Here is an 18,334-nt window from a genome sequence, read left to right on the forward strand (position 1 = left end):
AGCCGGATGCCCCCTTTTTCTGCGGAGATATCTTTTTTACTTTTTTGAAGAAAAACGGAGAAAAACGATCATGAAAATGACAAAAGCAGTTGTAGCAGCAGGTCTTGCTGTCATGCTTGGTACAGGTTCGGCGGTTGCCGGCGAAAATCCCATGACCGGCAAGTTCGGTCTTGGCTATCAGGGTGTGTTCGCAGGCGATATCCTTCAGGGTATCAGCGGACGCTACTGGGCAACCGAGAATTTCGGTGGTGAACTTAACCTTTACTACGGCAGGGCTGGTTTTGAGGCGGAAATTGGCGGCACCGAGGTAGCGGATGGCCATGGTGATCTCCTTCTGGGAACCCTTAAACTCATGTACTCTCCAATCGTAAAGGAGAACAGCCGTTTCTATGTAGGTCTTGAAGGCGGTATCGGCAGTATTAATGCGGAATCCGATGACGTGGATATTATTGATGGTGATATCACCGTTTATACCATCAACCCGTTCTTCGGCGCAGAGTACAACTTCACCGAGCTGCCGGAACTTGGCCTGAACTTCGAGGTAGGCTATAAATTCCACAATGTAAGCTATGAAGATGAGCCGCTCGATGTCGATGTCAACCTCGATGGTACCTTCGTATCGCTTGGTGCTCACTACTACTTCTAAGCCTTAGAAGCACCTGTCAGCATTTGTTCCGGTGCCCGGCAGCGGCCCGGAAAGCTGGAAAGCCCTGCCTCGAAGGCAGGGTTTTTTTATGCCCTTTCCTGATTGCGCTGCATCATCCTCCTGTTGCATATTCCCCCTTAAAACCGTTACTTTACAGCTGCTTTTCAATCTTATCCAGCGTTTGCGGTATGGTTTCTGATGCACTTCGGGTTGCTGCCGTCGATCTCGGCACCAACTCCTTTCACATGATTATTGTCGAGGGGAGTCGTGAAAAGGGTATTGTAGAGATCGACCGGGTGAAGGACATGATCTGTATAGGCAGGGGCAGCATTTCAACGAAGATGCTCAGCGAGGATGCCATGCAGGCAGGTATAACGGCGCTGAAAAACTTTCTTGTGCTTGCCTTTCAGCACGGCGTCGCACCGGAGCATGTGCTTGCTTTCGCAACGAGCGCCATCCGGGAGGCCCGAAACCAGTCGGAGTTTATCCGGAGAGTCAAATTGGAAACCGGTTTGAAGGTCAAGGTTATATCGGGCAGGGAGGAAGCGGAGTTCATCTACTACGGTGTCAGGAATGCGGTGAAGCTCGGAAGCGTCAGTGACCTGATTTTCGATATCGGAGGAGGATCGGTAGAGTTCGTCATTGCCGATCGTTCCGGCGTAAAGCTGCTCGAAAGCCGGAAGATCGGGGTCGCAAGAATGCTCGAGCGGTTTGTCACCGCCGATCCGGTACCGGAGTACGAAATCAAGCTTCTCGAGCAGTTTTTCGCCGCGGAGATGGTTTCAGCCGCCGACATGGCTGCCGAGCTGGGAGTAAAACGGGGGATTGCCTCTTCGGGTACTGCCGAGAACATCGCCCGGATGATCCGTTCGCTGCAGGGCGAGGAGATCGAGGGCTCTCTGAACAACAGCGGCTTTTCCCGAAAGGAGTTCAACCGGCTTTACAAAACCGTTCTTCCGCTCAGTTCGGCCGAACGGAGCAAGCTGACCGGTCTGGACGAGAAAAGGGTTGATCTGATTGTTCCGGGGCTCATTCTTTTCGACACTGTTTTCAGGACATTCGGCCTCCAGGAGATCGTCATCTCCGATTCGGCGCTGCGTGAGGGCATGGTACTTCACTACCTGCAAGCCAAACATGACAAGCAGGGGAAACACCCCGGCAGGGATATACGCAGGGAGAGCGTGTATGAACTCGGTTTCCGCTGCAACTGGCACCGACTGCATTCGGAACAGGTTGCCAGACTCTGTCATCAGCTTTTCGACCAGCTTTCCGCTCTGCACGGTCTCGACATGCGTTATCGTGAACTGCTCGAATATGCCGCCCTCCTGCACAATATCGGCACCTTCATTTCCATCTCCTCGCATCACAAGCACAGCCAGTACATTATCATGAACGGCGATCTGCGGGGCTTTTCTCCTTCGGAAACCGCGATTATCGGTAATGTGGCACGTTATCACCGCAAGTCGCCCCCCTCTGAAAAACATACCCAGTACAGTCAGCTCAAACCGGGAGATCGAAAGGCTGTCGATGTGCTTTCAGGTATTCTGCGTCTTGCCAACGGGCTCGAGCGCGGCCACCGTCAGAACATCCGGTCGGTTGAAATCTCCTTCGACGAGGAGACGATTACCGTCGGTCTGCAGAGCCGACTTGAACCGGATATAGAAATCTGGGCGGCTGAACTTCTCAAGTCCATGCTTGAAACGGTTCTCAACCGCACTATCGTTTTTGAGCCTCTTCAGGCATGAGCAGCAGCGGCGGCTTCGTGAGGCACGGTGAGGATTCCGTGATGTCCAGACCGGGTACGCTCTGGTTTGAAACCGCAACTTCCGGGCCGGCAGGCAGTGAAGGGCTGCTTTTTTCGGATCCTCTGGAGGTGCTGACACTCGATTCGCTCCGCGGCAGTCATGATTTTTTTGCGGCGCTTGAAAGCCGGCTTGGCAAGGGGTTTTATCTTGCGGGATGGCTGAGCTACGAAGCCGGATACGGATTTGAACCACAGTTGCAGCGTGCTGTCCGCGTCGCTTCAACTGGCGGTTTGCTCGGATGGTTCGGGGTATACCGCGAGCCCCGGCGTTTTATCGGTGATGAAGTGGAGCTCTTTCTTTCCGGTCAGCGCTCTGCGGAATCCTTCGCTCTCGGCGATCTCTCGTTCGACTGTCCGCCATTCCGCTACAGGGAGGTTATCGAGACCATCAGGGAGCGCATCGCCGCCGGTGATGTCTATCAGATCAATTTTACCGGCAGGTACCGTTTTTCGTTCAGCGGTTCACCGCTGGCGCTTTTCGAAAAGCTGAGCAGGAGCCAGCCCTCAGCCTACAGTGCGATGCTCAACACCGGTGACCGTCTGGTGCTGTCGGTCTCTCCGGAGCTTTTTTTTCGCTGCAGGAACGGGATCATAGAAACCATGCCCATGAAAGGCACAGCTCCAAGAGGTGAAACCCCGGAAGAGGATGCTGCCATGAAACAGAGGCTTATGGAATGCGGGAAAAACCGTGCGGAAAATCTCATGATCGTCGATCTCCTGCGCAACGATCTCGGCAGGATCTGCATGCCCGGTTCCGTCGAGACGGCCGACCTTTTCGCTCTGGAGTGCTATCCGAGCCTCTACCAGCTGGTTTCGACGGTGCGCGGAAAGCTCAGGCGCGATGTCGGACTTTATGATATTTTCCGTGCACTCTTTCCTTCCGGTTCGGTTACCGGAGCGCCTAAAATAAAGGCTATGGAACTGATCGGAGAACTCGAGACCGCTCCCCGCGGAATCTATACCGGAACGATGGGTTTCATGGAACCATCTCGTGATATGGTTTTCAATGTCGCTATCCGCACCATCGAACTCTCTGGCAACAAGGGTGTTTACGGATCAGGCAGTGGCATCGTCTGGGATTCCGATGCTTCAGAGGAGTACCGGGAGTGCATGCTCAAGGCAAAAATTCTCGACGATGCTGTACCGAAACTGCCGGGACTTTTCGAAACCATGCTCTGGGCAGGCCGCTATCTTTTTCTTGAAGAGCATCTTGAGCGGATACGCAGGTCGGCAGCCGCATTCGAAATTCCGTTCGATGAGGGCCGGGCGCGAATGCTGCTGGAATCGCTCGAAGAGACCTTTCCGGCTGGAGGCGGACGCTTCAGGGTTCGTCTGGGTCTTTCCGCGGAAGGTCAACCTGCTCTCGAACATGAACCGTTCGAGGTGACTTCTGGGGGAGCACCGCTCAGGCTTGCTCTTGCCGGGGAGCGCATCTCCTCGCTTGACAGGTATCGTCTGCATAAAACCACATCGAGGGCTCTTTTCGACCGGTTCTACCGCCTTGCGGCGCACCGGAATTTTGACGAGGTGCTCTTTCTCAACGAGCGGGATGAAGTTGCCGAAGCCGCAATCAGCAATGTGATTATTCTGAAGGACTCGAACTATTACACTCCGCCGGTCGCTTCAGGCATTCTCGACGGCACATTCCGCCGTTATTTTCTTCATACCCGGATCAACTGCAGTGAAAAAGTGCTATTTCAGGAAGATCTTCTCGCCGCCGATGCAATCTACGTCTGCAATTCGCTCAGAGGAATGCGCCGTGCAGTTTTCGATGGAACGGTAATTACAGGTAACGGTTGATAAAAAAACAGAATAGGCGTATATTGCCGTAAAGCTGTGCCCTCCTTTTATCATTTTACCGCCTACCATCATGCGAGATCATACGCCCGACTTTAAAATGCATGAGCTTTCCGACGCCAATAAAGCTCTTATTCGCCAGACCGTACAGCAGCTTCTCGAAAAGCTTGCGGAGGACGGTAAACTGGTGGGGGATTCGCTTCTGGAATTCTGGGTTGAGGTTCCCGGTCTGCAGCATGCGAGAGGCACATTCCGCGGCGGTTTTCTCATGCCTGACAGCTTTATCTACATCACGGATTATTTTCTTTCCGGAGAAGCACTCCTCAAACCCCTTCCGGCTTATACCGGAGACCCCTCAAAGGTTTGGGACGATCTGTTCGACGAGCTTTTCTACCAGATCGAAATCTTTACCTCGCCCGTTTCAAACCCCAGGGGAATAACGCTTGAGCTATGGGCTGGAAACCGGCTTCGGCCGGAAGGCGAGTGGATTTATGCCGTTGATCGGAAGATCGAGCTCGCATAGCGTGTTACCTCAGGGCACCTCTGTTTATTGTCATGAGAAGCACAGGTGCAAGGCGGGCGAAGTCCCGATTTATCGGGATAACGCAGCAATAGAGCTTCGGAATGGATAAATAGAGAGAGGTGCCCTTCAGCTTTTATCGGGCCAGTCGCATATATCCCTGAGCGTGCAGCGCGGACACTCCGGTTTTTTCGCCTTGCAGGTATAGCGGCCGTGCAGCAGCAGGTAGTGGTGGAAATCGATGACCCACTCCTCCGGAATGATGGCGATCAGTCCGGTCTCGGTCTCTTCGGGTTTCGAGGTTTTTACCAGGCCGATGCGGTTCGATACCCGGTGCACATGCGTATCTACCGGCATTACCGGATGGCGGAAGGCATTGCTCAGCACGACGTTGGCGGTTTTTCTGCCTACCCCGGGCAGGCTTTCCAGAGCAGCTCTCGATTCGGGAACTTCGCCGTTGTACTCTTCTGCAAGCTTCTTGCTGACTGCAAGGATGTTTTTCGCCTTGTTGTTGAAATAGTTGATCGAGCGGACAAGGCTTTTTACGGTGTCCGGATCCAGAAGGCTCATGCTCCGGGCATCGGGAGCGACCCTGAATAGCTCCACGGTGATTTTATTGACCTGTTTGTCGGTTGCCTGCGCGGCAAGGATGGTTGCGATCAGCAGCTGAAAAGGAGATCCGTAAACCAGTTCGCTCTTCGGTTCGGGATAAAGCGCGCCCAGCGCTTCCCGGATGAAGCTGATTTTTTCCCGTACGATTGTTCTCGATGGCATTCAGTCAAGATTTTCGGTTTGCAGGATTTCTCTTGAAGGAAGAATCACTGCCGTGAGCCTGCCGAGCATGGGATTATCGCGGTAAACGCATCCGGTATCGATGGCAATGAGCCGCTCCAGCAGCAGCGGTTTCGGTATCGGGGTATGGGCGCAGACCAGGGTTTTATCCCATGGACAGTTTTTGCTTTCAAGAAAGGATGTCCTCATATGAATTCGCTGCCAGCAGAACTCTTCGGGTTTGTAGTACCGCAGATTGTCCCTGATGGAGAGTTCCGGATCAAGTCCTCCGTGGGTGAAGAAATAGTGTTCCGTTTCGATATAAAAACGGCTGTTTCTCAAAAACTCAAGATGCTCTTCGGGAAAATCGAGCCCCTTGTTGCTCGCATAGGAGCGGAGCGTCGCCTGACCTCCGTTGTAAAACCAGGTTACCGGATCACGGTTTTCAAGATACTCCAGATACATCACCTCATGGTTTCCCTTGATGAAAAAGCATGAGAACTGTTGCTGCAGTTCAAGCAGAAAATCGACTACCTCTCTGGAGCGAGGCCCCCGATCGATATAATCGCCAAGGAAAACAAGCTGGTCATCACGCTGAAGCTCGAGCTGTTCGACAAGATGCTGCAGGGAAAACAGGCAGCCGTGGATATCACCGACTGCGATGATCCGGCGGTTTTCCGAGAGTGTAGATTCCATCTCTCGTCCTGATATAAAAGTTATTTTTCCGGTTCGGTTTTCTGCAGTTTAGCCGTCGAGTGATCGATCAATCCTCTTCCGTTTTTATGGATTTTTCCCTGGGTTTTCAGTTCGTTGAATATCGCATCGAGAATACCGTTGACGAATTTGCTGCTTTTATCGGTGCTGCTGAATTTCTTTGCAATTTCGATAGCTTCGTTGATCGAAACTTTAGGAGGAATATCTTCGCAGTATAGGATCTCGGCAAGGGCCATTCTCAGGATGTTCTTGTCGATAATGGCAATACGGCTCATGTCCCAGTTGAACGTATGATTTGAGATATAAAGGTCAATTTCACTCATATGCTCCTTGATGCTGCCGATAAGTATGTTGAAAAACTTCATGGCATTGGCATCGTCGAGAATTTCCCTGGTCATAAGCCATCCTGCGGCGGAGTCGATATCGGTATCACGGAGTTCAATGGTGTAGAGCGCCTGTAATATTTTTTCCCTGATCTGTCGTCGGTAAGTCTTCATAAAAGAGCAGTGGGTTGATTTATGGGTTGAGAATAGAAAGGATAACGCTCTCTGTCCGGGTTAAGTTTTCAAGCAGGCAGCCGGGATTGTTTTTACGCAGCTCATCCATAGGCACATTTCCGGTTGCCACCGCAATGGAGTGAGCCTGCAGCGCCCTGGCGCAGGTAATGTCGTGCACGGTATCGCCGATGATGACGATCTCTTTGCCGGAGAAATTTTTTCCGGTCATCCGGAATGCCCGCTCGACGGCAACCGGGGGAAGGTCGTTACGGTGGAAAGCGTCGTCGGCAAAAGCGCCGAACGGGAAGTAGTGGTCTATTCCGGGCAGTTTGAGTTTATGTCGTCCCGATGCTTCGAAATTGCCGGTAAGGAGGCCGAGCAGCAGGTCGCTCCGCTTTGCCAGGGTGTCGAGCAGTTCACGGACGCCCGCCAGGAGGTTGACATCCGACGGTCGGGTTTCCTGGCGGAACCGCCTGATATAGGATTGTTTGGCCGCATCGAATTTTTCCGCTATCCGGTGTTTTTCGAGGCCGGTTTCTGCGAGCACCTCATAAATGATGGTGCCGTCCATCCTGCCGGAAAAATCGTGCGTGCCTGCGCTGCCCTCGGTACCGTAGACCTCGCGAAGGGCATCGATCAGGATTCGGCGGTTGATACTGCCCATCCTGAGCAGCGTTCCGTCTATATCAAATAACACCAGTTTTCTCAGCATAAAAAGGATCCGGCTGTCTCAGAGGCTTGATTTTTCAAGCCTGACGGGAATCAGTTTCGATACGCCCTCTTCCTCCATGGTTACGCCGTAGAGCGCCTGACAGGACGCCATGGATTTCTTGTTGTGCGTAACAATAATAAATTGAGTGTTATTCTCAAATTTTTTCAAGAGTTTAATGAACCGTCCGACATTGGCGTCGTCGAGCGGTGCGTCCACTTCGTCGAGAATGCAGAAGGGGCTGGGCTTCACAAGATAGATGGCGAACAGGAGCGAGAGGGCTGTCAGCGCCTTTTCCCCACCGCTGAGCTGTTCGATGGAGAGCGGCTTTTTACCTCTCGGTTTGGCTACGATCTCGATATGCGCTTCGAGCGGGTCCTCAGCGCTGCTGCAGAGGAGATCGACCTCATCTTCAGGATCGAACAGTTCGTGGAAAATGGCGATGAAGTTCTTTCTTACCGCGTTGTAGGTCTCCCGGAACTTCTGGAGAGCTGTTTTGTTGATCTCTTCAATGGTGTTGCGCAGCAGGGTTTCGGCAGAGAGCAGATCCTCTTTCTGGGTGAGCAGGAAATCAAGCCGCTCTTTTTCCGATTCATACTCTTCAAGCGCCAGTTCGTTGACCGCACCGAACTGTTCTCGCTGCCGCTGCAGGAACGCGAGCCGGTTTCCGGCTGCAACCCTGTTGAAGTCTGCGGGGAGCTCCTCCGGCTCAACGCTCTCAAGTTCGCACTCATGCCGCACCCGGATAGATGTCATGAGGTGATCGAGCAGCTGTTCTGCCCTCGACTGCTCGCCCTGCAGTTCCGAAACCAGTTCCCGGCTGATATCGTATTTCCGGCGCAGCTCCCGAACCGCCGTACGGGCATCATGATTTCCCGCCTGCAGTTCCCGGCAGGCAGTTTCAAGCTCCATGAGTGCCGCCTGTTCTCCGGCTGCGGCAACAAGCGTTTTTTCCAGTTCAGCCTTCAGCGATAGAACGGTTTGCTCCGTCTCCCCGATTTTCGTGGAGGTATCGGCACGTTCCCGTTCAAGCTTTCGGATATCCTCATGCACGGCTCGCAGGGTCTGATGGGTGGCATTGACGCTGAAAAGCAGCTTTTCCAGTTCGAGCTGTGTGTCCCGATGCAGGCTCTGGCGCGACTGGACATCGTGACTGAGCCTGTGGTAGCGGCTTTCGAGTTTCGTGAGATCATCCTGGGCGTGCAGAAGGGTTTGCTGAAAGCCCAGCACCTTCTCTTCACGGGCTCCGATTTCCGGGAAGAGCGCAGAGGCGTTCCGCTCGAGCTGCTGTTGCTGCAGGGTGATTTCCATAATCTCCTGTTCGGCATGCCTGACGGTTTCCCTGCGTGAGTTTTCTTCGGCTTCAATGCGCGCAAGATCTTTTTCCAGCAGATTGAGTGCCTGCTGCTCCGGCACCCTCTGAACCTGTTTCAGTGCTGCAGCAAGGGTATCGAGCTCCTGGCGAAGCTGATGCAGCAGCGCTTCCGTATCGCGGTATCGCTGCTCTATGCCCGCCTCTTTACCAGCCAGCAGGTCGCGTTCGGCTTTTTTACCGAGACGGAGCCCCTCATTGTTGTGCGCGCTTCCCCCGTAAAGCACCCCTTTGCCGTTGAATTTCTCCCCTTCCGGTGTAACGAAGACCGATTCGGGGTGACGGAGTGAAAGCGTTTCGGCAGTTTCAAGGGTATCTACCAGATAGTACCCCCCGAGCAGCAGATTCATGGCCGAAGAGAGATTTTCCGGAAAACTCAGGAGGCTGATGAGGCTTTTTGCATTGTCGGGCGCGACGGTTTCGTTTTCCGGGCTCTCCCTGATCAGTTCGAGTACCAGAAAATGCAGCTTTCCCTTTTTGGACTGCAGCAGTTGTTCCATCGATTGCTTCGCCTCGGCAAGAGAGGGTGATACATAATAACCGAGAGCTTCGCCCAGAGCGGCATGAACGGCCTTTCTGTGCAGGGGATCCAGATCGATCAGGTCGGAGAGGCATCCCGGGGTAGTCCCGGGGGCTTTCATGTTTTCAAGAAAGGCAATGCCCTGTGGCAGTCCATCGAAATTCTGAAGCACGGCATTGCAGAGCGCTATCTGGTTGCCGATGTTTTCACGCTGTGCCTTAAGGGAAAGCAGCTCCTCCCGCTGCAATTCGATAGCCGCCCGGCACGCATCCGTTTTTTCCTGCAGCACCTGTTCCTTCTGTTGCGCCTCTTCGATGCGGGACTTCTGCAGAAGGATTTTTCTTTCGGTTTCCTGACGGGCTGCACGGCTCTCCTCTATCTGCCAGCTTGCCGCGGCTTTTGTTTTTTCGACTCTCTCCAGAGATAAACGCAGGTGCTCTTTGCGGCTTTCATGGCTGTTTCTTTCAAGCACGAATTTTCCGAGCGCTTTTTCCGTTTCGGCCATATCCCGTCGTTTTTCGGCAATCGATGATCGCTGAGCCTGCATTTCGGTGTTCAGGCGCTCCTGTTCCAGAGTGAGGTTTCTGTACTCCTCGAGCTTCTCCGCACAGGCCTCTTCAAGCGGTTTTTTCCGTTCGAGCTGTTCGGCGTTCCGCTTTTCAAGCAGCTGGATTTTCTGCTGTTTTTCCTGCAGCATCAGCAGAATGTTCCCAAGAGTGGCCGTCAGGTTTTTTTTCTGCTCCTCCTGCTGGAGCACTTTTTTTTCAAGGTCGTGAATCATCGAACTGCGCCCGTTGAGCTGCTTCTGGGCTGCCGAAAGCTCCTCGTCACGGCGCAGCTGCAGCAGTTCGGCCTCCTGCAGTGCACTGTCGTGGCCCGCAATGGATGCGGCCAGTTCGTGGCAGAATCCCTCCTCGCTTTCGATGCGTTTTTTCAGCGGTTCGAGTTTTTCAAGCTCTTCATGCAGGGTGATGCCGGCAATCAGCAGGTCCAGCTCCCTGATCTCCTGTTTCAATTCCCGGAGTTTTTCGGCTTTTTTTACCTGAAGTTTCAGGTTCCGTACCTTTTTTTCCACTTCGGCAATGACGTCATCGACTCTCGAAAGGTCTCTCGACGCGCTTTCAAGCTGTTTGAAGGTCTGTTTCCTGCGCTGTTTGTATCGGGTTATGCCGGCGGCTTCCTCGAAAAGCTTCAGCCGCTCCTCGCTTTTATTGCTGATGATCTCCTCGATCATCTTCAGTTCTATTACCGAATAGGCATCGCTTCCCATGCCGGTGTCGGTAAAAAGGTCAAGAATATCCTTGAGCCGGCACGGCACCTGGTTAAGCAGGTATTCGCTGTCCCCGTTTCTGTACAGCCTGCGGGTAACGGTTACCTCGGTATATTCCGTCGGCAGGACATTACGGGTGTTCTCGATGGTGAGGGAGACTTCGGTAAGGCTCAGCGGCTTCAGGTTTTTCGAGCCGTTGAAAATGATGTTCTCCATTTTTACCGAGCGGAGCAGGGATGTGCGCTGTTCTCCGAGCACCCATCGTATGGCGTCAACCACATTGGTTTTGCCGCAGCCGTTCGGTCCGACAATTGCCGTAAGCCCTTTGTCGAAGGAGATCCTTACCCTGTGGGCGAAGCTCTTGAAACCGAAAAGCTCGATTTTTGAAAGGTACATGAAAGGGGTCTGTTAAACGATCCTGTTTCAGCCGGAAAACAAAAAAGTAATAAAATAAGGGGTACCCCGGAAATACGGAACGGAGGCCGCTATGCCATGGCATTTTTCATGGCGTCGACGACAGCTGCGGCGTGAACCGCCGAACGGACGTTATGAGCGCGGATGATCGAAGCGCCGTTCAGAAAAGCTATGGTTTCTGCTGCGGTTGTGGCATCGCACCGTTCTGCCGGCGGAATCTCGCCTTCCCCCTGTTTTTTTACGGCATGGCCGAGAAAGGATTTTCTTGAAACTCCGGCCAGCAGCGGACGTTGGAGTTTCAGCAGTTCGCGGAGATTGCCGAGAAGCCTGAAATTCTCTCCGACGCTCTTGCCGAATCCGAAGCCCGGATCGACAACGATATTGTCGATGCCTGCGTTTTTTGCCGAGTCGATGGCACCCTGCAGGAACGCCATGACCCTTCGGGTGATCTCTTCCGGCTCGGGCGAAGTTTCGGTGCTCCATTTCATTGCCTGGGGCGTGAGCGGAGCGTGCATGAGCACCGCGGCAGCCCGGTATTTCCGGCAGACGGAAGGAAGCGCCCTGTCGAAGGTGAATCCGGATATGTCGTTGACTATCTGTGCTCCCTGGCGGAGTGCGGCCTCGGCTACCTCTGCCTTGTAGGTGTCTATGGAGATCAGTACATCCGATTTTTTACGCAGGAGTGAAATAAAGGGCGCTGTTCTCCGGATCTCCTCCGCAGCTGAAATTTTTATCGCTCCCGGCCTGCTTGATTCACCCCCGACATCGATGATGACAGCCCCCTCCCCGACCATCGAGAGGGCGTAATCCACAGCCCGGTCAAGATCGGTTTTTTCGCCGGGGAGCTGAAACATCCCTCCGTCCGAGAATGAATCGGGAGTGAGGTTAAGGATGCCCATGACAACCGGCTTCCGGCGCAGGTCAAGCTTGCAGCCCGAGCAGTCGAGCAGGTAATGTTCCGGATTGTCGCTCATCATGTGATGCCGAACGGTACCGGTGTGAAAGAGAGAAAAAAAACCGCGACAGCCAGCCATCCGGTTGCGGTTCTTTTTCCGTCGAGCGGATGGTCGTATGCGGTCGGAGGGTGGCCGATGCGGATGAAACGCACCAGAATGACAAGCCAGAACATCCAGCCCGGCCACGACCACTGCAATATCGAGTCTGGAACCGGAATCATCGCGTCCGGCAGAAAAAGGGAAAAAAACAGTACGAGAAACGCCGGCAGCGCAAGCAGGAAGATAAACCCCAGAAAAACCTTTGCCGTTTGCAGATGCCCCCTTCGGCCGAACATGGCGTAGATGATGTGCCCGCCGTCGAGCTGTCCCACCGGCAGCAGGTTCAGGGCTGTTACAAATGATCCGAGCCATCCTGCGAACAGGAACGGGTAGTGATACATTTCGGTCATAGGCGGCAGATTTTCCGGACTGATCAGCCGTTCAAGGATGATCCAGAGCAGGTTTTTGCCGAGAAACAGAGTTCCCTCGGGCGGCGGTTCGCCAATGGCTCCGGAGGTGAGGTATTCGGGGTGTATCGAATAGAGATAATTTTCCGGAGGCAGGTTGAGAAATCCGAAGATCAGCAGGGCAACACAGACAGCAAAGCCGCTGAGAGGTCCTGCGGCACCGGTATCTAACAGCGCCTTTGTATCGGGTATTCGTTCCCGGATTTTGATGACCGCTCCCATGGTGCCGAGGTTCAGGAGAAACGGCAGAGGAGGGACGGGAATGAAGTAGGGCAGGGTTGTCCGTATCCGGTGCCTGAGCGCGGCGAAAAAATGTCCGAACTCATGGACGCCGAGGAAGAGCAGCAGAGATGCCGAATATGCGGCGCCGTGTCTCAGATCGGAGATCGCAAGGGCGACACTGTCGAGTCGCACGGGATTGCCGCTCCAGAACGCGCCGGCCCAGAGGGTACAAAGTACCGTAGCGAGGAACAAAACGATATGGAGAAGATGGTTCTGATCGGCAAGAATAGCTTTTCTGGAATGCACGGAAAAAGTCATGACAATTGGATAAACAGAATTGATACTGCTCTAAGGTATATGCTTTCGACAGAAAATCCAATCGGCATGCCTTTGCTGCATGGGACCCGGCGGGCCCGGGTGCCGTTCGGCGACCCGGAAACCCCGATCGGGTATGTTCAGGGTGTTGAAAAAAAGGAGGTTACTGCTATCTGGCTTTTTTCTTTTTCTTTTCTCCGAAGGTTGCCACGAGACCGCTCACCAGTTCCTCTTTTTCGGATTCGTCGAGTTTTGCTTCAGGATGAGCGGGCAGATAGAACCAGGGAGGCATTTTTCCCTCACGGACCTCTCCGGCGGCTTCATCGCCTTCGTTTTTTCCTTCGCGTCCCCATTCGGAAACATTGAGCTTTTTCCGGCCTATGGATACATCCACCTGGGCCAGCCACGATGCGGGAGCGATGCTGCTGTACCATGGCCAGGTCGTCTCATTGGAGTGGCAGTCCTTGCAGGCGCGGAAAAACAGTTCCCTTGTTCTCGGCGAATCCCATGCAGGTTCACCCGTAACCGGGGGGTTCTGGTGATCCCTTCCATAGGGAATAAGCTGGATGGCGGCAAGGACGATGAGTGCTCCCCCTGCGAGTTTTCCTGTATTCATTGGCTGTGGTCTCCTTTGGATGGTTGTTATGAACTATCTGATCACCGCCTGAGGCGGGTAGTGACGTTTCATTGCGGCCGCACGCCGCAAATCGGTTTGCCTCCGTCGAATCGAACGCTCAGTACACTCACCGGCCATGAGCAACTGACGGCATGACGTCCTGCTCCTGCTGCACTTTCGGCAATAAGGTCAAGCTCCGGTTCCGAATAGAACTTTCTTGCCGATGTCAGACTGTCCCGTGCGAATGCCTTTATCTGCTGAAGGCTCGCAACAAGAGGCATGCCGAGCCCAAGGAGGAGGTCGCGGTAACCGTCGATTCCTACAAAAGCGGAGGCTTTGCGCTCTTCCGCCTTTGCGATTATCACGGCCAGCTGGCCGGGAGTGAAATGGTGCAGGCTCTGGGAGATGAGCACAATATCGTAAGGCTCTTCATCCGGAGCCTCCATGGTGAAGGCATTCAGTGTTCTGAATGTCACCGGAAGCTTTTTTTCGGCGGCACGGCGGTTGCTTTCCTCCATATACACGGGGACAATGTCCGATCCCGTTACCGAAACTGCAATGCCGTCTCTTTCCGCCTCCGAAGCGAGAGCAAGCGCAAGCCCTCCCGACCCGCTTGCCAGTTCCAGCAGTCTCGGCGTTCGCCGTGTCCTTCCCGCGATATCACGAACCAGCGGGAACAGCAGGGAAGCATAAAGTGAATAGAGTCCCATGGCGTCGTTCTGCCGGTCAAGGGCTTCGACCAGCTCCAGCTTTTCGGCTTCAGGGAGCCCTTCGCCATCCATGACTTCAGCCTCATCGGTGCGCACTGCCCTGTCGAGCAGCTCGCCCATGAGAAACCCGGCCCCGAGTTCTGTGGAAACGGCAAACCGTTCGGCAAGAAACTGCTGCATCAGCCTGTCGGTCGCCTCTTCGAGTTCCTGGGTGTTTTTCCACCGGGGCGGAAAAAGGTTCCGTGAACGGAGGTTGTCAAGCGCTTTATAGCCGGCGGTTCTGAGCTGCAGCATGGTATCGGGTGTATCCTGTTGTGAGTTGGTCGCGTTCAGGAAGGGTCTGGTTTCAATATACGAAGGGATCGGTTAACCGGAAAAAAAGGGTGTTTTCGCCTCAGGCGTAGGATAGAGAAAGTTCCGGCCTGGAAAAATGAAATTATTTTTTCGAACCGGAATTATTAAAAAAGATTTTTGTTTTCATCTAACTGATACTAAATTGGTATCAATTAAAAAAAAGCCATGAAAGTACTGACCAAAAATACCGATTACGCCATCAGGGCTCTGCTTTCGCTTGGGGCGGGAAAGGGCGATTACCGCTCGGCAAGGGCCATCGCTCTGGAACAGGATATTCCCTACCAGTTTCTTCGCCGCCTGCTTCAGGAGATGATCCGTCACGGTCTCGTTCTGTCGAAAGAGGGCGCGGGTGGCGGGTTCATGCTTGCAAAAGAGCCGGACGAAATACGGATCAGGGAGTTGATCGAGATATTCCAGGGCAGGGTGCAGGTCTCGGAGTGCATGTTCCGCAAACAGATATGCGCAAATCGCGCACGCTGCGTGCTGCGCCATGAAATCCTTCGCATCGAACAGGTGGTCGAGAAGGAGTTCGACAACATCACCATAGGCAAGCTGCTGCGGGATCTCGAGGCCGCCAACGCCATGAGCGCTCACGGATGCATCCCGGCTGCCGCTGCGGCAAGGGAGGATGGGGCGCTTGCAGGGGATGGGAAGGATATGAAACACGAAACAAAAAGGGTTACAGAGGCATGAAACGACAGATAATCACCATAGACGAAAAAAAATGTACCGGGTGCGGCGACTGTATACCGGGATGCCCGGAGGGCGCACTGCAGCTGATAGACGGCAAGGCCCGACTCGTCAGCGACCTCTTCTGCGATGGGCTCGGCGCCTGCATCGGCCACTGCCCGACCGGGGCCATGCGCATCGAAGAGCGGGAAGCGGAGCCGTACGACGAGAAGCGCGTGATGCAGGAGAGCATCGTCAGGGGCGGGCCGAACGTGATCGCAGCCCATCTGCGGCACCTGCGAGACCACGGCGCACACGACTACCTGCAGGATGCATTCGACTATCTCGAGGCGGAAGGCATTGCGAACCCGCTCGAGCATGTCGGCCAGGAGGCTGCGGCGTCGTGTCATCAGGCAGAACACGCTCCGGCGGCCCACGCTCATCACGGCGGAGGCTGCCCCGGAAGCCGGACGATGGATTTCCGTCCAGCTAACGGGCATGCTGCTTCAGCGACGCCTCCGGCCCGCGAGGTTGCGGCATCCAGCGAGCTGCGCCAGTGGCCGGTGCAGCTGCACCTTGTCTCCCCCCTGGCGCCTTATTACGAGGGTTCCGATCTGCTGCTCGCCGCAGACTGCACGGCCTTCGCTGCGGGTGATTTCCACCGCTCGCTGCTTCGCGACAGGACGCTCGCCGTCGCATGCCCCAAGCTCGACAGCGGCATGGACGTCTATGTGGAGAAGCTGGCCGCCATGATCGACATGGCGCGCATCAACACCATTACCGTGGCAATCATGGAGGTTCCATGCTGCGGAGGGCTCATGTCGATCGTTTCCGAAGCGCAGAAACGCGCAAAGCGCAAGGTTCCGGTCAAGAAGATCGTTATCGGCGTGCGGGGGGATAAACTCAGCGAGGAGTGGGTGTAAAATGCTGAAAGACGCGCTCGGAGGGTATCGTGGCACCGCAGAGGAGATCACAAGAATCATCAGCCGTTATCCGGAAAATGCCGAAGCGTGGTACAACCGCGCGAATGCGAGGAGCAGGACCGGCGATTTTCGCGGTGCGGAGGTCGATTACACCATGGCGCTGAAACTTGGACTGAGGTTCCGCGAAGCGGTCACCGCTTACGGGAACAGGGCCATCGCACGGGCCGAATTGGGAGAGATCGATGGCGCCATCGAGGATTGCTCGGCGATCATCGATCGTCGTCCGAACAACAAACGCCTGCTCTATGCGGCGTTCATGCAAAGGGCTTTACTGAAAGAGAAAAAAGGGGACAGCGAGGGTGCGGCGGGGGATAGAAAGATTGCCGCTCTGGTGTGTCCTCGTATTTAACAAAACAGGGCATGTTCTGTATTGTCGTGAGAAGTCCGAGGACAAGGCGGACGGAGCGCAAAAACCGGAATGATACATGGAGTACATGAGGATTTTGAGCACCGACCAACGCAGTAATCGGGATTCGTAACAAATACAGAGGGATGCCCAACAACACAACGGAGGATCTGATGGGAATGTATTGCGATCAATGCCAGGAGAGCGTCAAGGGAACCGGCTGTACCGCAAGGGGCGTGTGCGGCAAGGACGAGATGACCGCCAGGCTTCAGGACGTGCTGGTGTACGCCGCTGAAGGGCTCGCGCTCTGTGCTGAAGGACTTGAAGGTCAGATTCCGGCGGAGTACGGCCGCCTGATCAGCGAGTCGCTTTTCGTGACGGTAACCAACACCAACTTCGACGACGAGGCCATCGTCCGGCAGATATGCACCACCCTCGACAGGCGCGACGAGCTGAAGGGTTTGCTTGCGGAGGTGCCTTCACACGACGCCTCCCTCTGGAACGGGCGCACAAGGGACGAGTTCCTCGATAAATCCCTGGCGTGCGGTATCGAATCGCTCAGCGAGAACGAGGATCTCCGTTCGCTGAAAAGTCTGGTACTCTACGGCCTCAAGGGGCTTGCCGCCTACACCGACCATGCGGCGGTGCTCGGCTATGAAGATCAGGAGATCTACGCTTTCTATGTAAAGGGGCTTGCCTCGCTGCTTAAGCCGCTCGGCGCCGACGAGCTGACCGCACTGGTGCTCGAAACCGGAGCCGTCGCCGTGAAAGCCATGGCGCTGCTCGACCGGGCCAACACCGAAACCTACGGCAACCCTGAAATCACCACGGTCAGGACCGGCGTCGGCACGAATCCCGGCATCCTCATCTCCGGCCACGACCTGCGCGACATGGAGGATCTTCTCAAACAGACCGAGGGAACCGGCGTGGACGTCTACACCCACTGCGAGATGCTTCCGGCACACTACTATCCGGCTTTCAAGAAGTACAAACATTTCATCGGCAACTACGGCAACTCATGGTGGGCGCAGGACCGCGAGTTCGAATCGTTCAACGGCCCGATCCTCATGACCACCAACTGCATCGTACCGGTGAGGGAATCCTACCGCAACCGGATGTACACCACAGGCATGGCGGGTTACGCAGGTCTGAAACATATCGGTGCGCGTCCCGAAGGCGGCAGCAAGGACTTTTCCATGCTGGTCGAACAGGCAAAAGGGTGCCCTGCGCCGAAAGAGATCGAGAACGGCGAGATCGTGGGCGGCTTCGCTCACAACCAGGTGCTTGCGCTTGCCGACAAGGTTGTCGATGCCGTGAAGTCCGGTGCGATCAAGCGGTTCGTGGTAATGGCCGGATGCGACGGACGCCACAACTCGCGCCAGTACTATACCGATGTGGCGGGAGCGCTGCCCGACAACACCGTCATCCTGACGGCCGGTTGCGCGAAGTACCGCTACAACAAGCTGCAGCTCGGCGATATCGGAGGCATTCCCCGCGTGCTCGACGCCGGCCAGTGCAACGACAGCTACTCGCTTGCCGTGATCGCCCTCAAGCTCAAGGAGGTGTTCGGTCTGGAGGACATCAACGACCTGCCGATCTCCTTCGACATCGCCTGGTACGAGC

17 protein-coding genes are annotated in these 18,334 nt (G+C 54.8%); 8 read left to right on the forward strand and 9 right to left on the reverse strand.

Going from position 1 to position 18,334, the window contains the following annotated elements; genetic code table 11:
* Window positions 1–70 precede the first annotated feature (70 nt).
* The 4 genes from K9G39_RS05550 (at window position 71) to K9G39_RS05565 (ending at window position 4,770) form a co-directional block, all read left to right on the forward strand.
* Window positions 71–646, forward strand: a complete 576-nt coding sequence (locus K9G39_RS05550; protein ID WP_292003939.1) for a hypothetical protein — start codon at window positions 71–73, stop codon at window positions 644–646.
* 188 nt (window positions 647–834) lie between these two features.
* The gene (locus K9G39_RS05555) at window positions 835–2,391 is read left to right on the forward strand and encodes a Ppx/GppA phosphatase family protein (RefSeq protein ID WP_292003940.1); all 1,557 of its coding nucleotides are present in this window, start codon (window positions 835–837) and stop codon (window positions 2,389–2,391) included.
* Window positions 2,388–4,250 (forward strand): aminodeoxychorismate synthase component I, encoded by a 1,863-nt coding sequence (pabB, locus tag K9G39_RS05560; protein WP_292003941.1) that lies wholly within the window; start codon window positions 2,388–2,390, stop codon window positions 4,248–4,250. Before K9G39_RS05555 ends, pabB begins: the two co-directional genes overlap by 4 nt.
* Window positions 4,251–4,320: 70 nt before the next feature.
* On the forward strand, window positions 4,321–4,770 hold the full coding sequence (locus K9G39_RS05565; RefSeq protein ID WP_292003942.1) for a hypothetical protein: 450 nt from the start codon (window positions 4,321–4,323) through the stop codon (window positions 4,768–4,770).
* 126 nt (window positions 4,771–4,896) lie between these two features.
* Here K9G39_RS05565 and nth read toward each other — a convergent pair whose 3' ends face one another.
* From nth to K9G39_RS05610, 9 genes are all read right to left on the reverse strand, one after another.
* Entirely contained in the window at window positions 4,897–5,541 is a 645-nt protein-coding gene (gene nth / locus K9G39_RS05570; RefSeq protein ID WP_292003943.1) for an endonuclease III, read from the reverse strand.
* Window positions 5,542–6,234: a metallophosphoesterase family protein gene (locus K9G39_RS05575; RefSeq protein ID WP_292003944.1), complete on the reverse strand. Its 693-nt coding sequence runs from the start codon at window positions 6,232–6,234 to the stop codon at window positions 5,542–5,544.
* Window positions 6,235–6,254: 20 nt separating this feature from the next.
* Complete coding sequence (nusB, locus tag K9G39_RS05580; RefSeq protein WP_292003945.1) at window positions 6,255–6,749, reverse strand: transcription antitermination factor NusB; 495 nt, start codon at window positions 6,747–6,749, stop codon at window positions 6,255–6,257.
* A 19-nt stretch (window positions 6,750–6,768) separates the two neighbouring features.
* Entirely contained in the window at window positions 6,769–7,461 is a 693-nt protein-coding gene (locus K9G39_RS05585) for an HAD family hydrolase (protein WP_292003946.1), read from the reverse strand.
* An 18-nt stretch (window positions 7,462–7,479) separates the two neighbouring features.
* Window positions 7,480–11,016 carry a chromosome segregation protein SMC gene (gene smc, locus K9G39_RS05590; RefSeq protein ID WP_292003947.1) on the reverse strand — a complete coding sequence of 1,179 codons (3,537 nt, stop codon included), beginning with the start codon at window positions 11,014–11,016 and terminating at the stop codon, window positions 7,480–7,482.
* An 89-nt stretch (window positions 11,017–11,105) separates the two neighbouring features.
* On the reverse strand, window positions 11,106–12,011 hold the full coding sequence (gene folP / locus K9G39_RS05595; protein ID WP_292003948.1) for a dihydropteroate synthase: 906 nt from the start codon (window positions 12,009–12,011) through the stop codon (window positions 11,106–11,108).
* Window positions 12,008–13,036, reverse strand: a complete 1,029-nt coding sequence (locus tag K9G39_RS05600; RefSeq protein ID WP_292003949.1) for a site-2 protease family protein — start codon at window positions 13,034–13,036, stop codon at window positions 12,008–12,010. Before K9G39_RS05600 ends, folP begins: the two co-directional genes overlap by 4 nt.
* A gap of 166 nt (window positions 13,037–13,202) precedes the next feature.
* A complete protein-coding gene (locus K9G39_RS05605; protein ID WP_292003950.1) occupies window positions 13,203–13,649 on the reverse strand; it encodes a heme-binding domain-containing protein in 447 nt (148 codons plus the stop codon).
* A gap of 68 nt (window positions 13,650–13,717) precedes the next feature.
* Window positions 13,718–14,653: a methyltransferase domain-containing protein gene (locus tag K9G39_RS05610; RefSeq protein WP_292003951.1), complete on the reverse strand. Its 936-nt coding sequence runs from the start codon at window positions 14,651–14,653 to the stop codon at window positions 13,718–13,720.
* A 225-nt stretch (window positions 14,654–14,878) separates the two neighbouring features.
* Between K9G39_RS05610 and K9G39_RS05615 the strand changes: the two genes are divergently transcribed.
* From K9G39_RS05615 to hcp, 4 genes are all read left to right on the forward strand, one after another.
* Window positions 14,879–15,406: an Rrf2 family transcriptional regulator gene (locus K9G39_RS05615; protein WP_292003952.1), complete on the forward strand. Its 528-nt coding sequence runs from the start codon at window positions 14,879–14,881 to the stop codon at window positions 15,404–15,406.
* Window positions 15,403–16,305 (forward strand): 4Fe-4S dicluster domain-containing protein, encoded by a 903-nt coding sequence (locus tag K9G39_RS05620; RefSeq protein ID WP_292003953.1) that lies wholly within the window; start codon window positions 15,403–15,405, stop codon window positions 16,303–16,305. Before K9G39_RS05615 ends, K9G39_RS05620 begins: the two co-directional genes overlap by 4 nt.
* A 1-nt stretch (window position 16,306) precedes the next feature.
* Window positions 16,307–16,714, forward strand: a complete 408-nt coding sequence (locus tag K9G39_RS05625) for a tetratricopeptide repeat protein (RefSeq protein WP_292003954.1) — start codon at window positions 16,307–16,309, stop codon at window positions 16,712–16,714.
* 170 nt (window positions 16,715–16,884) lie between these two features.
* A partial coding sequence (gene hcp, locus K9G39_RS05630) for a hydroxylamine reductase (protein WP_292003957.1) occupies window positions 16,885–18,334 on the forward strand: 1,450 nt, incomplete at its 3' end.

This window comes from Chlorobium sp., assembly GCF_021740465.1.
In the GTDB taxonomy this organism is placed as follows: Bacteria; Bacteroidota; Chlorobiia; order Chlorobiales; family Chlorobiaceae; genus Chlorobium.

Bases quoted from the DNA above. Each gene is read 5' to 3' on its own strand.
- K9G39_RS05550 (WP_292003939.1), top strand. From the start codon at position 71: ATGAAAATGACAAAAGCAGTTGTAGCAGCAGGTCTTGCTGTCATGCTT.
- K9G39_RS05555 (WP_292003940.1), top strand. From the start codon at position 835: ATGGTTTCTGATGCACTTCGGGTTGCTGCCGTCGATCTCGGCACCAAC.
- pabB (WP_292003941.1), top strand. From the start codon at position 2,388: ATGAGCAGCAGCGGCGGCTTCGTGAGGCACGGTGAGGATTCCGTGATG.
- K9G39_RS05565 (WP_292003942.1), top strand. From the start codon at position 4,321: ATGCGAGATCATACGCCCGACTTTAAAATGCATGAGCTTTCCGACGCC.
- nth (WP_292003943.1), bottom strand. From the start codon at position 5,541: ATGCCATCGAGAACAATCGTACGGGAAAAAATCAGCTTCATCCGGGAA.
- K9G39_RS05575 (WP_292003944.1), bottom strand. From the start codon at position 6,234: ATGGAATCTACACTCTCGGAAAACCGCCGGATCATCGCAGTCGGTGAT.
- nusB (WP_292003945.1), bottom strand. From the start codon at position 6,749: ATGAAGACTTACCGACGACAGATCAGGGAAAAAATATTACAGGCGCTC.
- K9G39_RS05585 (WP_292003946.1), bottom strand. From the start codon at position 7,461: ATGCTGAGAAAACTGGTGTTATTTGATATAGACGGAACGCTGCTCAGG.
- smc (WP_292003947.1), bottom strand. From the start codon at position 11,016: ATGTACCTTTCAAAAATCGAGCTTTTCGGTTTCAAGAGCTTCGCCCAC.
- folP (WP_292003948.1), bottom strand. From the start codon at position 12,011: ATGATGAGCGACAATCCGGAACATTACCTGCTCGACTGCTCGGGCTGC.
- K9G39_RS05600 (WP_292003949.1), bottom strand. From the start codon at position 13,036: ATGACTTTTTCCGTGCATTCCAGAAAAGCTATTCTTGCCGATCAGAAC.
- K9G39_RS05605 (WP_292003950.1), bottom strand. From the start codon at position 13,649: ATGAATACAGGAAAACTCGCAGGGGGAGCACTCATCGTCCTTGCCGCC.
- K9G39_RS05610 (WP_292003951.1), bottom strand. From the start codon at position 14,653: ATGCTGCAGCTCAGAACCGCCGGCTATAAAGCGCTTGACAACCTCCGT.
- K9G39_RS05615 (WP_292003952.1), top strand. From the start codon at position 14,879: ATGAAAGTACTGACCAAAAATACCGATTACGCCATCAGGGCTCTGCTT.
- K9G39_RS05620 (WP_292003953.1), top strand. From the start codon at position 15,403: ATGAAACGACAGATAATCACCATAGACGAAAAAAAATGTACCGGGTGC.
- K9G39_RS05625 (WP_292003954.1), top strand. From the start codon at position 16,307: ATGCTGAAAGACGCGCTCGGAGGGTATCGTGGCACCGCAGAGGAGATC.